Annotated in this window: 18 protein-coding genes and 1 pseudogene; 8 read left to right on the forward strand and 11 right to left on the reverse strand. The window is 71.5% G+C overall.

What is annotated here, in order from left to right:
• Window positions 1-2 precede the first annotated feature (2 nt).
• A complete protein-coding gene (locus tag M2157_RS28765) occupies window positions 3-1,181 on the forward strand; it encodes a dipeptidase (protein WP_280868286.1) in 1,179 nt (392 codons plus the stop codon).
• Here the strand turns inward: M2157_RS28765 and M2157_RS28770 are convergent.
• A pseudogene (locus M2157_RS28770) lies at window positions 1,130-2,057 on the reverse strand (alkene reductase); the annotation flags it as partial. The gene M2157_RS28765 and the pseudogene M2157_RS28770 sit on opposite strands and share 52 nt — an antisense overlap.
• Window positions 2,058-2,246: 189 nt before the next feature.
• Between M2157_RS28770 and M2157_RS28775 the strand changes: the two are divergent.
• Entirely contained in the window at window positions 2,247-3,359 is a 1,113-nt protein-coding gene (locus M2157_RS28775; RefSeq protein WP_280858096.1) for a dipeptidase, read from the forward strand.
• Window positions 3,360-3,607: 248 nt separating this feature from the next.
• On the opposite strand, the gene M2157_RS28780 is transcribed toward M2157_RS28775, so the two are convergent.
• Together M2157_RS28780 and M2157_RS28785 are read right to left on the reverse strand one after the other, a co-directional pair.
• Entirely contained in the window at window positions 3,608-3,991 is a 384-nt protein-coding gene (locus M2157_RS28780; RefSeq protein WP_057611570.1) for a VOC family protein, read from the reverse strand.
• Window positions 3,992-4,019: 28 nt separating this feature from the next.
• On the reverse strand, window positions 4,020-4,379 hold the full coding sequence (locus tag M2157_RS28785; protein WP_280866622.1) for a VOC family protein: 360 nt from the start codon (window positions 4,377-4,379) through the stop codon (window positions 4,020-4,022).
• A 371-nt stretch (window positions 4,380-4,750) separates the two neighbouring features.
• Here M2157_RS28785 and M2157_RS28790 point away from each other — a divergent pair, with 371 nt between their 5' ends.
• Entirely contained in the window at window positions 4,751-5,971 is a 1,221-nt protein-coding gene (locus M2157_RS28790; RefSeq protein WP_280866623.1) for a transposase, read from the forward strand.
• A 59-nt stretch (window positions 5,972-6,030) separates the two neighbouring features.
• Window positions 6,031-6,540 carry a CGNR zinc finger domain-containing protein gene (locus M2157_RS28795; protein ID WP_280858093.1) on the forward strand — a complete coding sequence of 170 codons (510 nt, stop codon included), beginning with the start codon at window positions 6,031-6,033 and terminating at the stop codon, window positions 6,538-6,540.
• A 117-nt stretch (window positions 6,541-6,657) separates the two neighbouring features.
• On the opposite strand, the gene M2157_RS28800 is transcribed toward M2157_RS28795, so the two are convergent.
• From M2157_RS28800 to M2157_RS28825, 6 genes are all read right to left on the reverse strand, one after another.
• Window positions 6,658-7,356 (reverse strand): cupredoxin family copper-binding protein, encoded by a 699-nt coding sequence (locus M2157_RS28800; RefSeq protein WP_280858092.1) that lies wholly within the window; start codon window positions 7,354-7,356, stop codon window positions 6,658-6,660.
• Window positions 7,353-7,817, reverse strand: coding sequence for a hypothetical protein (locus tag M2157_RS28805; protein ID WP_280858091.1), 465 nt, complete (start codon window positions 7,815-7,817; stop codon window positions 7,353-7,355). Before M2157_RS28805 ends, M2157_RS28800 begins: the two co-directional genes overlap by 4 nt.
• A 119-nt stretch (window positions 7,818-7,936) precedes the next feature.
• Entirely contained in the window at window positions 7,937-8,959 is a 1,023-nt protein-coding gene (locus M2157_RS28810) for a cupredoxin family copper-binding protein (protein WP_280866624.1), read from the reverse strand.
• 42 nt (window positions 8,960-9,001) lie between these two features.
• Complete coding sequence (locus M2157_RS28815; protein WP_280866625.1) at window positions 9,002-10,321, reverse strand: copper resistance protein CopC; 1,320 nt, start codon at window positions 10,319-10,321, stop codon at window positions 9,002-9,004.
• Window positions 10,318-10,953 (reverse strand): hypothetical protein, encoded by a 636-nt coding sequence (locus M2157_RS28820; RefSeq protein ID WP_280866626.1) that lies wholly within the window; start codon window positions 10,951-10,953, stop codon window positions 10,318-10,320. Before M2157_RS28820 ends, M2157_RS28815 begins: the two co-directional genes overlap by 4 nt.
• A 286-nt stretch (window positions 10,954-11,239) precedes the next feature.
• Window positions 11,240-12,583: a UDP-glucose/GDP-mannose dehydrogenase family protein gene (locus M2157_RS28825; RefSeq protein WP_280858087.1), complete on the reverse strand. Its 1,344-nt coding sequence runs from the start codon at window positions 12,581-12,583 to the stop codon at window positions 11,240-11,242.
• 178 nt (window positions 12,584-12,761) lie between these two features.
• Here M2157_RS28825 and M2157_RS28830 point away from each other — a divergent pair, with 178 nt between their 5' ends.
• The 3 genes from M2157_RS28830 to M2157_RS28840 all read left to right on the forward strand — a co-directional run bounded on the left by M2157_RS28830 (window position 12,762) and on the right by M2157_RS28840 (window position 15,437).
• Complete coding sequence (locus M2157_RS28830; protein ID WP_280866627.1) at window positions 12,762-13,919, forward strand: acyl-CoA dehydrogenase; 1,158 nt, start codon at window positions 12,762-12,764, stop codon at window positions 13,917-13,919.
• Window positions 13,920-14,097: 178 nt separating this feature from the next.
• A complete protein-coding gene (locus M2157_RS28835) occupies window positions 14,098-14,460 on the forward strand; it encodes a four-helix bundle copper-binding protein (protein ID WP_266518486.1) in 363 nt (120 codons plus the stop codon).
• A 203-nt stretch (window positions 14,461-14,663) separates the two neighbouring features.
• Window positions 14,664-15,437 (forward strand): class I SAM-dependent methyltransferase, encoded by a 774-nt coding sequence (locus M2157_RS28840; protein WP_280868287.1) that lies wholly within the window; start codon window positions 14,664-14,666, stop codon window positions 15,435-15,437.
• 3 nt (window positions 15,438-15,440) lie between these two features.
• Here M2157_RS28840 and M2157_RS28845 read toward each other — a convergent pair whose 3' ends face one another.
• A complete protein-coding gene (locus M2157_RS28845) occupies window positions 15,441-16,751 on the reverse strand; it encodes an LCP family protein (RefSeq protein ID WP_280866628.1) in 1,311 nt (436 codons plus the stop codon).
• A gap of 119 nt (window positions 16,752-16,870) precedes the next feature.
• Here M2157_RS28845 and M2157_RS28850 point away from each other — a divergent pair, with 119 nt between their 5' ends.
• On the forward strand, window positions 16,871-17,428 hold the full coding sequence (locus tag M2157_RS28850) for an acyl-CoA thioesterase (protein WP_280866629.1): 558 nt from the start codon (window positions 16,871-16,873) through the stop codon (window positions 17,426-17,428).
• A gap of 34 nt (window positions 17,429-17,462) precedes the next feature.
• On the opposite strand, the gene M2157_RS28855 is transcribed toward M2157_RS28850, so the two are convergent.
• Window positions 17,463-18,923, reverse strand: a complete 1,461-nt coding sequence (locus M2157_RS28855; RefSeq protein ID WP_280866630.1) for an LCP family protein — start codon at window positions 18,921-18,923, stop codon at window positions 17,463-17,465.
• Window positions 18,924-19,008: the final 85 nt, after the last annotated feature.

The following is a 19,008-nucleotide window of genomic DNA, read 5'->3' on the forward strand; positions in this document are numbered from 1 at the left end:
CCGTGGGACCGCTGGAGACGGCCCGGGAACTCCTGCGCGAGTTCCCGGTCGTCGACGGCCACAACGACCTCCCGTGGGCGCTGCGTGAACAGGTCCGCTACGACCTCGACGCGCGGGACATCGCCACGGACCAGTCGGCCCACCTGCACACCGACCTGGCGCGGCTCAGGGCGGGCGGGGTCGGTGCGCAGTACTGGTCGGTGTACGTCCGCTCGGACCTGCCCGACGCGGTGCCGGCGACACTGGAACAGATCGACTGCGTACGGCAGTTGCTGGCGCGCTACCCGCAGACACTGGCGCCCGCGCTGACGGCCGCCGACATGGAGGCGGCGCGCTCTCAGGGCCGTATCGCCTCCCTCATGGGTGCCGAGGGCGGTCACTCCATCGCCAACTCCCTCGCCACGCTACGCGCGTTGTACGCCCTCGGGGTGCGCTACATGACCCTCACCCACAACGACAACGTGGACTGGGCGGACTCGGCGACCGACGAGCCCGGCGTCGGGGGGCTTTCGGCCTTCGGCCGTGCGGTGGTCCGGGAGATGAACCGCGAGGGCATGCTCGTGGACCTCTCGCACGTGGCGGCGACGACCATGCGGGACGCGCTCGACGCCTCGCTCGCGCCGGTGATCTTCTCGCACTCCTCCTCGCGGGCGGTGTGCGACCACCCGCGCAACATCCCGGACGACGTCCTGGAGCGCCTCCCGTCCAACGGCGGCATGGCGATGGTGACCTTCGTCCCGAAGTTCGTCCTCCAGGCCGCCGTCGACTGGACGGCCGCGGCCGACGAGAACATGCGCGAGCACGGCTTCCACCACCTCGCGACCACCCCGGAGGCGATGAAGGTGCACCGCGCCTTCGAGGAGCGCACCCCGCGCCCGGTCGCCACCGTCTCGACGGTGGCCGACCACCTGGACCACATGCGCGAGGTGGCCGGCGTGGACCACATCGGCATCGGCGGCGACTACGACGGCACCGCCTTCACCCCCGACGGCCTCAGCGACGTCGCCGGCTACCCCAACCTCATCGCCGAACTCCTGGACCGCGGCTGGTCGAAGCCCGACCTCGCCAAGCTGACCTGGCAGAACGCGGTACGGGTGCTGGGCGCGGCGGAGGACGTGGCCCGGGGCCTTCAGGCGACCCGTGCGCCGTCCAACGCGACCATCGAGTCGCTGGACGGCTGACCGCCGTCCGCCCCCAGGGCGGGGTAGTCGGTGTAGCCGTCCGCCCCGCCCACGTACATCAGATACCGGTCCCGGACCGGATTGAGGGGCACGCCCCGCCGCAGCCGGTCCACCAGGTCCGGGTTGGCGAGGAACGGCCGACCCAGGGCGACCAGGTCGGCCCCCGCGGCCAGCATGTCGTGGGCGGCCCGGGTGACGGCCCCGGTGGTGAGCCCGGACAGCACCGGGTTGCCGATCAGGACGCCGGGCCAGTCGGCGCGGATCCCCCGGTACCACTGTGTGCCGGGGTCGGCGTGCACGAGATGCAGGTAGGCCAGGTCCAGGCCCTTCGGCCGGGCCAGCAGAGCCGGGTAGAGGACCTCGGTGTCGTCCTCCTCGACACCGTTGACCGTGCTCCCGGGAGAGCCGTACGCCCACCCGGTCCGCGCCGATCGCGTCGGCCACCGCCTCGGTGACCTCCGCCGTGAACCGCACCCGCCGCTCCACCGACCCGCCGTAGCCGTCCGTCCGGCGATTGGTGTTCCCGGCGAGGAACTGGTGCAGCAGATGCCCGTTGGCCGAGTGCACCTCGACGCCCTCGAAGCCCGCTTCGACGGCCCGGCGGGCGGCGGCGGCGAAGTCGTCGACGGTGGACCGGATGTCGGCCGCGGTCATCTCCCGGGGCACGACGGCCGCCCGGTGTCCGCCCGGAGTGAAGATCGTCTCCGGAAGCGGTACGGCGGAGGGTGCGACGGGCGTCAGGCCCGTGGTCGCCGGATGGCCGACCCGGCCGCCGTGCTGGAGCTGGAGGAACATCCGCCCGCCGGTCGCCCGCACGGCCTCGGTCACCCGCCGCCAGCCGGCCGTGTGCCGGTCGGTGTGGAGCGCGGTGATGTTCGAACCAACCGCCCCCAGCCGGCGCACGGCACCTCGGGCGCGCACTCACACTCACCAGAAGTCACTCCTGCTCCGTACACCAGCAGCAGTTCCCGACCCCCGAACGCCCCGCCCACCAGGAAGCCCCCCGCGCTCCGTGCGACGGTGGCCGTACGGCGATGAGGAAGATCACGACGTACGGAGCCCGTCATGGCAGACCTCCAGGACGAACTGCCCCCCACGGCCGAGATGGGAGAGCTGCCCCGGCTCTTCGAGGCTGTGCCGGAGCTGTACACCCCCGTCTCCGACCCGGACAGCGAGCCCCTGGACCGTGCCCGCGCGATCCTCGCCGCACATCCCGTCGCCGACGGCTACAGCGGATTGCCCTGGGCCCTGAGACACCTGCGCTGGTTCGATCTGGAGGTCGGCGAGAGCGCCGTGGACACGGATCTGCCCCGGCTCAGGGAGGGCCACGTCGGCGCCCTGATGTGGTCGCTGCACCTGCCCGAGGGGCTCGACGGGGACCGTGCCGTCGGCGCCACCCTGGAACAGCTCGACCTGGTGAAGACGGTCGTACGGAATCACCCGGAGGGGCTGCGTCTGGCCTGCACCGCAGGACAGACCACCGACGCCCGCAACTGCGGCCGCGTCGCCGTCCTGCTCGGCCCCGCCGGAGCCGCCGCCCTCGGCGACTCGCTCGGCATCCTGCGCTCCCTGCACACCCTCGGCCTCCGTGTCCTCACCCTGTCCGGGGTGTCCTGGGCGAGCGAGGCGGGGCTCACCCGGTTCGGTGAGGAGGTGCTGCGCGAGATGAACCGGCTCGGAGTCCTCGCCGACCTCTCCGGCGCCTCCGAGGCCACCGTCCGGCGGGCCCTGGCGGTGGCCAAGGCACCGGTGCTCTTCACGCGCTCCGCCGCCCGCGCCCTGCGCCCCCATCCGGCCAACCTTCCCGACGACGTGCTCGCCCAGCTGGGCGCCGCCCGGGGCCTGTGCATGGTGCCGCTGACCGCCGAGCAGGCCGGCCCTACGGTCCGGGACGTCGCCGACCACCTCGACCATCTGCGCGTGGTCGCGGGCGCCGAATGCGTGGGCCTGTCCGGCACCTACGACGCCGGCATCGCCCACCCCCAGGAGCTCGACGACGCCGCCTGCTACCCGCATCTCGTCGCCGAGCTGCTGCGCCGCGGCTGGGAGGAGGCCGACCTCGCACTGCTGACCTGGGGAAACGTCCAGCGGGTGCTGCGCGAGTCCGACTTCACCGCACGGGCGGCCCAGCTACGGCGCGAGCCGTCCACGGCGAAGATCGCCGAGCTCGACGGATAGCCGGCGGCGCGGCACGGGATCGGTCCGGTGTAGGCGGGTCGCCGGGCTGGACGGATGGCCGGTGGCGCGGCACGTGCCCGATCCCGGTGGAGGTGGCATCGCCGGGCTCGACGGATGGTCCGGTGGCGCGCCACGGGATCGGTTGGGCGGAGGCGGGATCGCCGGGCTCGACGGATGGCTGGCGGTGCCGCACGGGCCCGATCCCGGTGGAGGTGGCATCGCCGAGCCCAGGCGGATGGCCGACGGTGCTACACGGGGTCGATCCGGCAGAGGCAGAAGGGGTGTCCCGCCGGGTCCGCGTAGACCCGGAAGTCCTCCTTGTCCTCCGCGTGCAGCGGCCGGCCACCCAGCTCCAGCACCCGGGCCTCGGCCGCGTCGATCTCCTCCCAGGTGGTCCCGCCGTCGAAGTCGAGGTGGAACTGCTGGGAGTTGCGGTCCGCCCGCGGCCACTCCGGCGGGGTGAGCCCCGGGGCGCTCTGGAAGGCCAGCCGGGGGCCGCCGGGGACGCGCAGGACCACCCACTCGGGGTCGTCGTCCTCCGGGGTGCCGCCCACGATCCCGGCGTAGAAACGGGCGAGCGCGCGGGGATCGGGGCAGTCGATCACGACGGAACGGAAGCGTGCGACAGTCACGAGAGATCCTCCTGGTTCGACAGGCGGTTCAGCAGGCGCAGAGACAGAACGGGTGCCCCGCCGGGTCCGCGTACACACGGAAGGTGCGGGAGTGGTCCTCGGCGTCCAACGGCTTCGCCCCGAGCGCCAGCACATCCTTCTCGGCCGCGTCGAGGTCCTCGACGGTCAGGTCCAGATGGAACTGCTGCGAGGCGTCGGGGGCGGGCCACTTCGGCGGTACGAAGCCGGGGGCGGCCTGGAAGGCCAGCGACGGTCCGCCAGGGGTCCTGAGGTCCACCCAGTCGCCCTCCCCCTCGACGCTGCCCCCGAGGACACCGGCGTAGAAACCCGCGAGCGCGCGGGGGTCCGGACAGTCCAGTACGACGACTCCGAGTTCGGCGATGGCCATGGCTTCCTCCTTGAAGTGCGGTTACCAGTAGAAGCTGGCAACCAGTAACGCTTACGGTTACCGCATGCTCCGTCATAGGCGGTAACGTCGCAAGCGAATTCACCTTTCTTGCGAGGGGGCTCCGGCGTTCACGCCGGGTAGGCATCGCATCCTGTGCTCGCGACGCGGAGCGTCGCCGCGTCGGGTTCAGGACGCGGAGCGTCCGTACCGCTGTCGGCGTTGCTGAGGTGATACGAACGCGTGTGCCGGTGATCGCTGGTCGGGGTGGCGGTTGTGGGATGGGGGTGCGTTTGTACGGCTGTCGTACGTACGGTCCTTCGGAGGGTTCGGGGCGGCGCAGTGGTTCCGGCCGCAGACCGTGAGGGGGCGAGGTGGCGCAGGTGACGGCGGCTGCGGAGGCCGGGCATGCGCGGTATACCTACCGGCTGCGCGTGTCGGCCGCTGCCCGCACCGTCTTGGGGGCGGAGTGGGACCGGTGCCGCTGGGTGTGGAACGAATGCGTGGCCAAGTCCAGGGCCGTGCACCTGCACAGCAAGGCCACCGGCGAGAAGGCCACGTGCGGTCCCGCTCAGCTCGACCGGATGCTGACCGAGGCCCGCGCCCGTACGCCGTGGTTGCGTGAGGGCTCGTCGGTTTGCCAGCAGCAGGTCATCCGCGACTTCGGCCGCTCCCGTGCCAAGGCGCACAAGGACATCGAAGGGCGCCTGCCCATGGCGCGCCGGGCGGGGATGCCCACGTACAAGAAGAAGCGCGAGGCAGCGCCGACCCTCAACTACACCCGGCGCGGGTTCCGGTTGAAGGACGGCCGGCTGCACCTGGCAGGCGGCATCGTCGCGGCGGTGGTGTGGTCGCGGGAACTGCCGGCCGAGCCGTCCTCGGTGCGCGTGTACCAGGACAGCCTCGGGCACTGGTACGCCTCGTTCGTCGTGCCCGCCCACGTCGAGCCGCTGCCCAGGACCGGTCGCGTACTCGGTGTCGACTGGGGTGTGAAGGAGACCGCGACCACCACGTTTGACGCGTACGACCTTCCCCACGCCGGGCACGGCAGGGAGGCGAAGGCGAAGCTGGCCCGGTACGACCGGATGGTGGCCCGCCGCAAGCCGAAGAAGGGACATCCGGCGTCGAAGGGCTACCGTGAGGCGAAGAAGCTGCGGGCGAAGGCGTACAAGAAGGTCGCCAGGCAGCGGGAGGACACCGGCCGCAAGTGGGCCAAGAAGGTGGTCCGCGACCACGACGCCATCGCTGTCGAGGACTTCCGCCCGAAGTTCCTGGCCAGGACCACCATGGCCCTCAAGGCCGCTGACGCCGCCATCGGCGCCACCAAGGCCGCTCTGATCGAGATGGGCCGCAAGCACGGGCGGGACATCCGCCTCGTCCACCCCGCGTACACCACGATGGACTGCGCGCACTGCGATGCGAGAGCCAAGCATCGCCTGCCGCTGGGTGAGCGCACCTACACCTGCGCCGTGTGCGGAGCCGTGTCCCCACGGGACAAGAACTCCGCCCGCGTGATGCTTGTCCGGGCTGGTCTCGACCCGGCTGGTGCTGATGGCGGAAGACCTCCTGGAGCGCTGCTCCAGGAGGCGGCCTGAGCCAGGAATCCCCTTCTCTTCAGGGAGGGGAGGATTCAAGAGCTAGGTAGCGTGCAGCCATGAGTGAACGATCGCCCGCGCCCGGGGCCCTGGCCCTGGTGGAGTCCCTGGTCAACACGCTGGACCTGGAGTCGGGAGCCGACACGCTGGACACGGCGGAGGGGCGGGCGCCGTTCGGGATCGTCGAGGGCGAGGCCGCGCAGGCGCGCGAGCTGCGGGAGTCGCTGAGAGTCGCTCTGCTGGCCCACGCTGGACACCCGCCGCATCGCACGGTGACGCCGCTGGGGGAGTTGCTGGCCGGGGCGCCCCTGTGTCTGGCGGTGGACCCGTCGGACGGCTCGGCCGCCCTCGCCCCCGCCGACCCCCGCGCCCTCCTCTCCCGCATCGCCGCCGCCGTCGCCGAGTCCCTGGTCGCGGGCACCTGGACCCGTCTGAAGGCCTGCGAGGCGACGGACTGCCACTGGGCGTACTACGACCGCAGTCCGGCGGGCCGGGGCCGCTGGTGCTCGATGCGGGTGTGCGGGGCGCGGGCGAAGATGCGGCGGTATCGGGGGAAGGGGGCGCCTTAGGGAGTGCGGCGCCATGGGGGCCGGTCGCGCCCACGCGGAGCCGCATATCGATACAGCTTCGCGCCCTGCAGGGGCGCGGAGAGCTGCGCGACCGGCCACGACGGCGCCGCACCCGACCTACACTCCCTCCTCTCCTCCCCGCGGAGCCGAAGCCGCCGCCCGCGACCCCACCAGGAGCAGGCACAGCACCGCGACCCCCGCGACCAGGCCGGCCAGGACCAGCAGCGGATCCAGCGGCCGGGCCGTGGACGCGGCCGTCTGGGTCGCGGCCGGCGGCGCCGCCTGCGAGGCCTGCGGCGACGGTGCCGTCTGCGGTACGGCGGCCTGGGACGCCGTGGGTGAGGGCGACGAACCGGCACGGGTCGCCGCGGGCCTGCGGCTCGTCGTCATGCCCGGCATCGTCGAGTGCTGTTCCTGACTCGTGGACGGCTGCGTGTGCTCGTGCTGCGTCGGTGCCGCCGGGGCCGGCGCCGGAGCCGCCGCCCGTACCGTGATGCCCGCCGTCATGTCCGGATGGACCGTGCAGACGTAGCCGTAGGAACCGGCCGTGGTGAAGGTGAAGCTCCAGCTCTCGCCCTTGTTCAGCATGGGGGAGTGGATCGCGAGCGGGCCGGAGGTGGTCTTCACGTCGTGCGGTGCCGTGTCGTCATTGGTCCAGGTGACCGTGGACCCGGCCGGCACGGAGAGGGAGGCGGGAGCGAACGCGTACCCCTTCATCGCGACCTGGAATGTCGCCGCCGACGCCTCGTGACCGTACGGCAGCATCCCCACGACGAGCAGCGCGAGCACCGCCGCGGCCCGCAGCACCCCCCTCATGCGAATTCCGCCGCGACGAGCAGCCTGAGGCGCGTGGCCGGAAGCCGCCACGGCAGCCGGAATCCGGTGGCTCGGCGCAGCAGCCGGTACGGCAGCTTGGCCGCGCCCACGACGAGCAGCCGGTCCTCGGCCCGCTCGACCACCCGCAGCCGCAGCAGGACGGGGAAGGCGACACCGTTCACATCCAGGTCGCCGGTGAGCTGGAGCCGGTCGCCGGGCACGGCGTCGACCCGCTCGGAGGTGAGGACGGCCCGCAGTTCACGATCGTCGAACGCGAAGCGGAACGCGGGCTGTCCGGCGGCGGCGTCCGCGGGCGTCTCCATGGACGCCTCGGCGAGCGGTACCCGCCGTCGCCGCAGCGGCAACGGTCCGTACCAGGCGGTGAGTTCGGCGAGCGAGCGGCCGGGGGCCACGGTGTGGCGCCGGGGCGGAGGAACGGTGGGCAGGGTGACGGTTGTCATCCCGAACTCCTTGGAAAGCGGTTCCCGAAATGTGGCGGGGGTGTGGAGAATGGGTCGTGGACGCCGCTCCGGCCGGCTGAGCCCCGGCCGGAGCGGCGTCCACCCTTGCGCGGGACGCGTCAGCAGCTGGCGGTGAGGAAGTCCGTGGTGGGCTTGAGCATGTGCCCGGCCCAGACGGTGTGCATCTTCACGTAGCCGTCGACGTCGAGCAGATCGGTGACCTGCTGTCCGAGCGATTCCTCCAGGTGTGCCGAGTAGATGTGCTGGAGGAGCACGGTGAGGGTGTCGTCGGCCACCGAACCACCGTCACTGACGGCCGGCTTGAGGATGGACTCGATCCACACCGTGTGCATCTTGAGATACGAGTCGAGCGCCAGGGCGTCCTGCACCTGCTGGCCCGGCGACTCCTCCAGGTGCGCCGCGTAGAGGTGCTGGAGGATCGGCAGCAGCTCGTTGTTGATGCTGGCGCACTGCTCGCCGGAGCCGGAGCCACCACCGGAGGTCGGCGTGGGCGTCGGGGCCGCGGTGGGCGTGCCCGTGGGCGGCGTCGAGGTGGGGCTGGCCGTAGGGGTGGCCGTGGGTGTGCCGGTCGGCGTCGCGGTCGGGGTGGGCGCAGGCGTCGTACCGCCACCGCCGCCACCGGACGCGGCGACGACCTTCACGGACGACACCATGTCCGGGTGCACCGCGCAGTAGTACTCGTACGTCCCCACCTTGGTGAAGGTGTACGACCACGACTGGCCCTGCTTCAGCGTCCCCGAGTCGAAGGCCACCGGGGCCTTGGTCGTGGTCACCGTGTGCGGTGCGCTGTCGTGGTTGGTCCACTGGACGGTCTGGCCGGCCTCGACGACGAGCTGCTTACCGTCGCCGAACTTGTAGCTCATGATGTCGACCTGGTAGTCCGGCTCGGCGGCCGCGGCGGGCTGGACCTCGGCAGCGGCGGCAGCGGGCGCCTGAGCCGCGCCCGCGGTCTGCTGCGAGGAACTCGTGGAACCCGACGCCGCGTTCAGCAGTCCGAGACTGAGCACGGCCGCGAGCGCCGCACCGAGTCCCACGAACAGCAGGGACCGGCCCCCGGACCTACCGGCCTTGGCCGTCGGCGGCTCGAGCCGCCGTTCGCCGGTCTCATCGCTTCTATTCACTTCAACTCCTATTGTTTCCCAGGGAGTTGTTTCCCATGGAGTTCAGCGGCCGGGATCGGCCGTGACCAGCAGACTCGTCACGGCGAGGACGACGAGGACCAGCCCCGTCTCGACCGCGACCGAGTAACCGAAGGGCCGCACGGTGGCGGCATCGCCGCGCAGCAGCACGGCGAGATCGAGACGGGTGCGCACCCACTGGCGGCTCGCGTACGCGGCCACCAGGACGCCCCCGAGGACGGCTGTCTTGACGAGCAGCAGATGCCCGTACGAGGTGTGCAGCAGGGCGCCGTACGACCCCACCACCTGCCAGGCGAGGACCAGCCCGGCGCCGACGATGCCCGTGACGCTCACGGCCGCGAGCTTCGAGTAGCCCGGCACGACCCGCGCCAGCTCCGCGGCCCGGCGGCGCGGCAGCACAGCCAGCGCGAGCATCGCGAGCCCGCCGATCCACAGGGCGGCCCCGAGCAGATGCACGAAGTCGGCGACGGCACCCCAAGTGGGCTCGCTGCCCTCGGAGTTGTGGCCCGCCATCCCGGTCGTGCGCAGCAGCCCGAAGGTCACCGCGAGGGCGCCCACCCGCCAGCCCGGCGAGCGGGAGGTCGCCGCGCCGCCCTGGAGCAGCGCGCTGAGCACCACGGCCGCGAGCACCCACATCAGCCCCCGGGCGGCGAGCACGATGCCGGGCTCGGTGGCCAGGATGTCCGCGTAGGTCGCCGGGCGCAGCGCGTCCCGCAGCCCGCCGAAGGAGGTGTAGGCGCCCTGGAGCCCGACGGCCGCCACGGTCGCCAGCAGCCCGCCCGTCCAGGCGAGCCCCAGCAGCACCCGGGCCCGCGGCTCGTGGGTGCCGCCCGGCCACAGCAGGGCGACGAACGCGAGCCCGCCGACGAACAGGGCCAGTGCGAGGTATCCGGCCCAGCGGACGGCGACGAGGCCCTTGCGCACCGAGGGGGACGGAGCGGGAGCGGCGGCCGGGGCCTCGTCGCCGTCGGTCTTGGCGGAGGCCGTGCCGGCGGTGAAGGCGATCCGACCGGAGGAGGCGTGTCCGTCCTCCTCGTCCACGACGGACCAGACGACGGCGAACCTCCCGTCCGCCGGGCTGTTGAGAGCGACCCGCACCACACTCTTCCTCGCCGTACCCGACACCGGCAGCCGGTCGCCGTCCACCGTCAGCACCCGTACATCGGCCAGGTCGACGGCTTCGTCGAAGGTGAGGGTGAGCCGGTCGGGTGTCTTCGCCAGGTCGGCCCCGTCCTTGGGGGAGGAGCTCACCAACCCGGTGTGGGCAAAGGCGGGTTGGACCGCGCCGAACAGGGCGCAGAGCAGGGCGGCGAGCAGGAGCAGGGTTCGGCGCAGGGTCCTCACGGGGTCGCCTCCGGCTGCGGGGAGGCGGCGGCCGGGGCGAGGATGCCGCCGAGGAGACTGGAGGCGGGGGCGAGCCCGACGCAGGGGGACGCGGTCGGCGACGGGGAGGGGGTGGCCGCCGGGCCGTCCAGGAGACCGAGGACGGAGTCGGTGACCCCGACGAGCAGCGGCTGTACGAGCTCGACCTCGCCGTCCGCGCAGGAGTCCGTGCCCGAGGGGGAGGGCGTGGGGGTGGTGGGCGCGGGCGTCGGGGAGCCGGTGCCCGGAACCGGAGTGGTCCCGTGGCCGGCGTGCCCGCCGCCCTGGCCGCCACCGGAGCCGACGGGGACGGTACCGGTCACCGCGCCCCCGCCGCCGTATCCGAGACCCCCGCCGACTCCGCCGACTCCGCCGTACGACGGCAACTCCCCGGAGCCCACCGGGGCTTGACCGGACCCCGGGGAGGTCGTCGCCGGTGCCGTGGCCGCGGGCGGGGTCACCGGGGGAGCGGCCTCGGCGGCGCCGGAGGCGGGGGCGCCGATGCCCGACGCGTACCCCAGCACGATCACCACGGTGCCGACGAGCGCCCCGGCGACCAGTTCGTCGCGGTGGTCACGCGGAGGGACACCCGTCGCCCTGCGGAACAAGGGCATGACTCACTCCTGACATGCTCAGATCAATCGGACCGAAGAACGCGGCCGATGACGAACAGTGGAGTGGAGCGTGGATTCCGCATCACTACGCACCGGTTAACCGATGGTTGCCTACCTCTCCATCACGGGGGTGCGGTCTGTGAGAACGGTCGATTCCACACTGTGCTCGAATGCAAATCGAACTCGTGTTGAGGATTCCGGGAAGGGCGGGCATATGCCAGGTCGGCGCACGACAGGGCCCCGGCGCTGGAACGGCGCCGGGGCCCAGTACGACCCGTCTCCGGGGTCAGGCGGTCGGCCGCCCCATTGCCCGGTAAGTCCATCCGGCCTTCCGCCACAGCGCCGGATCCAGCGCGTTGCGGCCGTCCAGGACGACCTTTGCGGCCGCTACCTCGCCGAGGGCCGCCGGGTCCAGTTCGCGGAACTCCCGCCACTCCGTGAGGTGGAGTACGACGTCGGCGCCCCGGACCGCGTCCACGGCGGTGTCGGCGTAGCCGAGGGTCGGGAAGAGACGGCGGGCGTTGTCCATGCCCTTCGGGTCGTAGACCGTGACCTGGCCGCCCTGGAGGTGGATCTGCCCGGCGACGTTCAGCGCGGGCGAGTCCCGGACGTCGTCCGAGTCGGGCTTGAAGGTGGCGCCGAGCACCGCGACCCGCTTGCCGAGGAACGGCCCGCCGCCCAGTATCTGCCGGGCCAGTTCCACCATCTGGCCGCGCTGGCGCATGTTGATCGAGTCGATCTCGCGCAGGAACGTCAGCGCCTGGTCGGCGCCGAGCTCACCCGCACGGGCCATGAAGGCCCGGATGTCCTTCGGCAGACAGCCGCCGCCGAAACCGATACCCGCCCGCAGGAACTTCTTCCCGATCCGGTCGTCGTAGCCGATGGCCTCCGCCAGCTTCGCCACATCGCCGTCCGCGGCCTCGCACACCTCCGCCATCGCGTTGATGAAGGAGATCTTGGTCGCCAGGAAGGAGTTCGCGGACGTCTTCACCAGCTCGGCGGTCGGGAAGTCGGTCACCACGAACGGCGTGCCCTCGCCGAGCGGAGTCGCGTACACCTCGCGCAGCAGCTTCTCCGCACGCTCGCTGCGCACACCGACGACGATCCGGTCGGGGTGCAGCGTGTCGTCCACCGCGAAGCCCTCGCGCAGGAACTCGGGGTTCCAGGCCAGCTCGGCGTCGGCGCCCGCGGGGGAGTGGTCGGCCAGGTAGCGGGCCAGCCGGTCGGCGGAACCCACGGGCACCGTCGACTTGCCGACGACGAGGGCCGGGCGGGTCAGGTGCGGGGCGAGGGAGGCGATCGCGGAGTCGACGTACGACATGTCGCAGGCGTACTCGCCGTGCCGCTGCGGAGTGTTCACACAGACGAAGTGCACGTCCCCGAAGGCGCCCACCTCGGCGAAGTCCATGGTGAAGCGGAGCCGGCCGGTGGAGCCCTCGATCCCGGCGACATGCTTGCGCAGCAGGTCCTCCAGGCCCGGCTCGTACATCGGGACCTCGCCCCGCTGGAGCATCTCGATCTTCTCGGGCACCACGTCGAGCCCCAGCACCTCGAAACCGAGCTCGGCCAAGGCCGCGGCGTGGGTGGCGCCGAGGTAGCCGGTGCCGATCACGGTGATCTTGAGGGCCATGGAGACTCCAGAAAGGGGGACGGGCCAGTGCGCGCCCGAGCATAGTCGGACGGTCTGACGGGCAATTTTCCCGCTGTCGCCAAGCTCACGTATCACTCCCGTGGGCCGGGCCCTAAAATTTGAGTTACTTAACGGTAATTAGCACAGGCATTGCAGCGTCCTTGGAGCGTGAGAGACCTTGGCCGGATCGGCTGACTTCGACCTGTACCGCCCGTCCGAGGAGCACGACATGCTCCGGGACGCCATCCGCTCGCTGGCGGAGGCGAAGATCGCGCCCCACGCCGCCGCGGTCGACGAGGAGGCCCGCTTCCCGCGCGAGGCGCTGGACGCGCTGGTCGCGGGCGACCTGCACGCCGTGCACGTCCCCGAGGAGTACGGCGGCGCGGGCGCCGACGCGCTGGCCACGGTGATCGTGATCGAGGAGGTCGCGCGCGCCTGCGTGTCCTCCTCCCTCATCCCCGCCGTGAACAAGCTGGGCTCGCTCCCGGTGATCCTCTCCGGCTCCGAGGAGCTGAAGAAGAAGTACCTCGGCCCGCTCGCCAAGGGCGACGCGATGTTCTCGTACGCCCTCTCCGAGCCGGACGCCGGCTCCGACGCGGCCGGCATGAAGACCAAGGCGGTCCGCGACGGCGACCACTGGATCCTCAACGGCGTGAAGCGCTGGATCACCAACGCGGGCGAGTCCGAGTACTACACGGTCATGGCGGTCACGGACCCGACCAAGCGCTCCAAGGGAATCTCCGCGTTCGTCGTCGAGAAGTCCGACGAGGGCGTCTCCTTCGGCGCCCCGGAGAAGAAGCTCGGCATCAAGGGCTCCCCGACCCGCGAGGTCTACCTCGACAACGTCCGCATCCCCGCCGACCGCATGATCGGCGACGAGGGCACCGGCTTCGCCACCGCCATGAAGACCCTGGACCACACCCGCATCACCATCGCCGCCCAGGCCCTCGGCGTCGCCCAGGGCGCCTTCGACTACGCCAAGGGCTACGTCCAGGAGCGCAAGCAGTTCGGCAAGGCCATCGCCGACTTCCAGGGCATCCAGTTCATGCTCGCCGACATGGCCATGAAGATCGAGGCGGCCCGCGCCCTGACGTACCAGGCGGCGGCGAAGTCCGAACGCGGCGACAAGGACCTCACCTTCCAGGGCGCCGCCGCCAAGTGCTTCGCCTCGGACGTGGCGATGGAGGTCACCACGGACGCGGTCCAGCTGCTGGGCGGGTACGGCTACACCCGGGACTACCCGGTGGAGCGCATGATGCGCGACGCGAAGATCACGCAGATTTATGAAGGCACGAATCAGGTCCAGCGGATCGTCATGGCGCGCAACCTGCCGTAGCCGGTCCGACCGGCGACGACCGAGCCCCCGGATGCGTTCCGGGGGCTTTTGTCGTACTGCGGCTGGGGTATTTCGGGGTGGATTGTTCGTGTCCGCCCGATGGCGCCCCGCGAGACAGGGGCGTAGGACGGAAGGGCACGGGGCCCGCCCCGGGTCCCCGCATCCCCCAGGAGGAGCCATGACCCAGGCCGAGAGCATGTCCGCGATGAGCAAGGAGATGCAGGACTGCGTGGCGGCGTGCATGGAATGCCACAGCGTCTGCGAGGAGACCATGAGCTCCTGCATGCAGATGGGTGGCCAGGCGCAGATGCAGATCATGCGCGCGCTCATCGACTGCGCCGAGATGACCCGCATGTGCGCGGACATGATGATGCGCCGCTCGCCCCTGTCGGCGGAGATGTGCGCGATGTGCGCCAAGGCGTGCGAGATGTGCGCCGAGGCGTGTATGTCCATGCCGGACGATGCGCAGATGATGCGCTGCGCGGAGGCGTGTCGTCGCTGCGTGCAGACCTGTCGAGCGATGTCGGGGATGGCGATGTGACGCCTGCCGGCTGACGGGATCAAGGGCACCCGCCGGGGTGCCCTTGATCATCGGGGGGCAGACTTCCGGACATGACCTCGCACGAGAACGCGACACCGCCCTACACGGATGGACAGGGGCGGCCCGCGGACCGGCTCTTCCAGCCGCCGCCGCTGCCCCCGGCGACGGACGCCACCGAGGCCTTCGACGCCGCCGAGCGGGACATGTGGCAGGGCCGGACCGAGGCCTACGCCGGGAGTTTCGCGCGGCTGTGCGCCCACCCGGTGGAGGCCCTGCTCGACGCGGCCGGAGTGGGCGAGGGGACGCGGGTCCTCGATGTCGGTACCGGCACCGGTACGGCGGCCGTGGCGGCGCGGGCGCGCGGTGCCCGGGTGAGTGCCGTGGACGCCGATGCCGGGATGGTGGCGGCGGCGCGGGCCCGCGGGCTCGACGCACGCACCGGTGTGCTGCCCGAACTCCCTTATCCTGACGGCGAGTTCGATGCTGTGGTAGGCAACTTCGTCCTCAATCACGTCGGCCGCCCCCGCACCGCCCTCGCCGAACTCCACCGCCTCCTGCGCCCCGGCGGCCGGATCGCCCTCACGACGTGGAGCGCACGGCGCGGCGCGGGACAGGACCTGCTGGGCCGGGCGTGCGAGGCGGGCGGGGCCGTACCGCCGGCCTACCTCCCGCGGCTGGATCCGGCGGAGGACTGGGCCCGTACGGCGGACGGCCTCGCCGAACTGCTCGGCGGGGCCGGGTTCATGGAGGCGGAGGCGGCCGAACTCACCTGGGAGCACCGTGCCGGGGTCGAGGAGTGGTGGAGCGCCGCCGTGGGCGGGGTCGCCACGATCGGACTGATCGTCACCTCGCAGGGCCCGGAGACCGTCGTACGGATCCGGCGGGAGTACGAGCGTCTGAGCACTGAACACGCGGTGGCGGAAGGGCAGTTGGCCCTTCCGCACATCGCGTTGCTCGGCTCGGGACGGCGGGCGTAGGGCTCAGTTGCCCGAGACCGTGACCTTCTCGTCGTTCTTCAGCTCGTCGACCAGGGTCTTCACCTTGGCCTTGTCCCACAGCAGGTTGCCGCCCGTGGAGCCGGCGATCGGCATGTTCATGGACGTGCCGTCACCGCCGTTGACGCCCTTCATCGCCCAGAACATCTTGGCCAGGTCGTACAGGCCCATGTCCTTGTCGACGACCAGCGAGTCCAGGCCCGCGCCCATCGTGGGGTAGAGCTTGAACGGGTTCAGGATCGTGCTCGGGGTGGCGACCTGGTTGGCGAGCGCGTTCAGGAACTTCTGCTGGTTCTTCGTGCGGTCCAGGTCGGAGCCCGCGAGCGCGTACCGGGTGCGGACGAAGGCGAGGGCCTGGTCGCCGTTCAGGGTCTGCTTGCCCGCGCTGAAGTCGGCACCGGACTTGGTGTCCTTCATGCCGCCCTTCGGGATGTCGATCTCGACCCCGCCGACCGCGTCCACGATGTTCGCGAAGCCGGCGAAGCCGATCTCGACGTAGTGGTCGATCTTCAGGCCGGTGTTGAACTCGACCGTGCGCACCAGCAGTTCGGGACCGTCCTCGGCGTAGGCGGCGTTCAGCTTCACGTGCCGGCCCGTGCCCTTGTAGGTCTTGCCGGACTCGGAGCCCACGAAGGTCGGGATCTCCACGTCCGAGTCACGCGGCAGCGAGATCAGCGTGTCGCCGTTGCTGCCGGTGTGCAGGATCATCATCGAGTCGGTGCGCTTGCCCGCGGCGGAGCCGGTGTGCAGCTGCTTCTTCTGCTCCGAGGAGAGCCCGGCGCGGCTGTCGGAGCCGACGATGAGGTAGTTGGTGCCGTCGCCCTGCTCCGGCCGGTCGATGACCTTGGACAGGTCGACCTCGCGGTTGAGCTTGGAGTCGGCCCAGAAGTAGGTGGAGACGGTCGTCACGATCAGCCCGGTGATCACGACGATCGCGGTCCACTTGATCCGCTTGCGCCAGTTCGGCGCGGGCCGCGGACCACGGCCGCCGCCCGGATCGCCGGGCCCGCCCTGGCCACCGCCGCCGCCGTAGACCTGGCCCGTGTTGTAGCCGCTGTCGTACGCGTCGTAGCCACCGCCGTGGCCCTGGCCGTTGACGTACGACGGCTGCTGGGGCACGCCGTTGCCGTACGGCGGCGCGGACGGGCCCTGACGGCCGTACGCGCCCTGCCCGGGCGCCCCCTGATCGCGGCGGACCTGCCGCATCACGCGGGCGCTCTCGGGCTGTGCGCTCGCGCTGCCGCGTCCGTACCGGTCGCGGTTGTCGCCGGACCATCCCTCGGGCCAATCGTTCATGGGGCCCAGTGTGCAGGTACCGGCTGTGCCCTATACAAGGGTCGTCGGAAAATCAGGGCACCGCTGTTGCCAAGCTGACACAAATTCCGCGATTGTCATCACGGCATAAGGTGGAGGCCATGACAGACCAGGCCACCCTCACGCAACCGGGCACTCCGGAGATCCCGGGCAAGCCCACCTCGGCGTCCCGCACCACGCTGAGCCACATCATGACGCAGGCCGACACCAACCTCCTCGGTACCGTGCACGGCGGCGTGATCATGAAGCTGGTGGACGACGCGGCGGGCGCGGTGGCCGGGCGGCACAGCGGCGGGCCCGCGGTCACCGCCTCCATGGACGAGATGGCGTTCCTCGAGCCGGTCCGGGTGGGTGACCTCGTCCATGTGAAGGCCCAGGTCAACTGGACCGGCCGCACCTCGATGGAGGTCGGTGTGCGGGTCCTCGCCGAGCGCTGGAACGAGTCCACGCCCGCCACCCAGGTCGGCTCCGCCTATCTCGTCTTCGCGGCCGTGGACGCCGACGGCAAGCCCCGCCGGGTCCCGCCGGTGCTCCCGGAGACGGAGAGGGACGAGCGCCGCTACCAGGAGGCCCAGATCCGCCGCACGCACCGCCTCGCGCGACGCCGGGCGATCATGGAGCTGCGGGAGAAGCGGGCGGCGGAGGGTTTCGAGGACTGAGCCCGTGTGAGAGAGGTCACGGCCGGCGCTCCGCCTACACGCACCCCACCTCGTCTCCCGTGACCACCCCGAACTCACCCTGGAGCTCGTCCTCGGCCCGTACCTTGCGCACCCGCTCGAAGTCCGCGCCCGCGATCACCTTCAGCACCGCCCCCTGACCCTTGACCGCCCGCAGCTCGCTGCCGGGCAGGGCCGCCGCCAGGGAGCGGGCGGAGCGGTCCCAGCGGGGGTCGTAGGCGACGACCGTGCGCTTCAGCGTGCGGTCGGCCGCGTTCACCGGGAACCCCGTCGTACGGAACCCCGTCGCCGCCAGCGCCGCGTCCACGCGCTTGCCGAGTCCGCCCGCCGCCGTGCCGTTCTCGACCTGGACGCGGATCTGCTGCGGGGCCACCGGGACCAGCAGCGCCTTGTTCTTCGGCTTGTACGCGGCCAGCGGCTGGTCCTCACGCAGGGACTTGAAGAGCCGCGACGACTTCACCGGGTCCCACTTCAAGGTCGACCCCACGCCCTTGACGACGTATCCCATCTCTTCGATCGGCACGGTCGTGAACTCCGAGGAGGAGGGGGAGAAGTTCCGCATCGCCCGGCCCAGACCGAGCAGTTCGTCCGTGCCGAAGCCCTTGTCGGCGCGTACGGAGCCGAGGACGGCCCGGGTCACGTCGCGGAACCTGATCGGGTTCAGGAGGATGCCGGACGAGGTCGCCCGGTCGATCAGCGCCGCGAGGAAGCGTTGCTGCCGCTTCATCCGGCCGAGGTCGGAGGAGCCGTCGGCGTGCCGGGAGCGGACGTACTGCAGTGCCTGCCCGCCCATCAGCCGGTGCCGGCCGGCCGCGAGGTCGAGGCCGGTGTACGCGTCCTTGAGCGGGTCGGCGTTGCAGATGTCGACGCCGCCGAGCACGTCCACCGTCTTCATGAAGCTGGTGAAGTCGACCTCCAGATAGTGGTCGATCTTCACGTGGGTCATGTTCTCGACGGTCCGGACCGTCAGCTGGGGCCCGCCTTCCGCGTAAGCCGCGTTGATCTTGATGGGGTGCCTGTGGTGGCGTTCCCCCGTGGTCACGTCGACGTGATCGGGCGTCATCGCGTACGAGTCGCGCGGCAGGCTCACCACGCTCGCGCGCTCCCGGTCCTCCGAGATGTGCACGATCATGATCGTGTCGGTGCAGTGACAGGGCGCGCCGCCCAAGCGGTACTTCAGCCGCTCGACCTCGGAGATCTTGTCGCGGCCGTCGGTGCCGACCAGCAGCACGTTCATGCCGTCTCCGGCGCGCGGCCGGTTCTTCATGTCCTTGAAGGGGTCCACGCGCGCGATGTCCGCGTCGAGGCTGGTGACGACCGCGTGCCCGATCCCGGCGGAGGCGAGCACGACGACGGACAGCGTGGTCGCCGCCCGCATGCCCCAGCGGGGCCGCTTGCGTCGCACGGGGGGCCGGGAGGGCCGGCGCTGCGGGGGGCGAGGGCGGGCGGCGGAGGGGCGGGGCGGCGTGGTGGGCATGGGGGGACACCTCCGCGAGGGCAGCCGAACGAGGGATCGTGAGCACCGTAGGCCCATACGATCTGCGACGACCGGCACCGCCCCG

The sequence above is a fragment of the Streptomyces sp. SAI-127 genome (assembly GCF_029894425.1).
GTDB lineage: Bacteria > Actinomycetota > Actinomycetes > Streptomycetales > Streptomycetaceae > Streptomyces.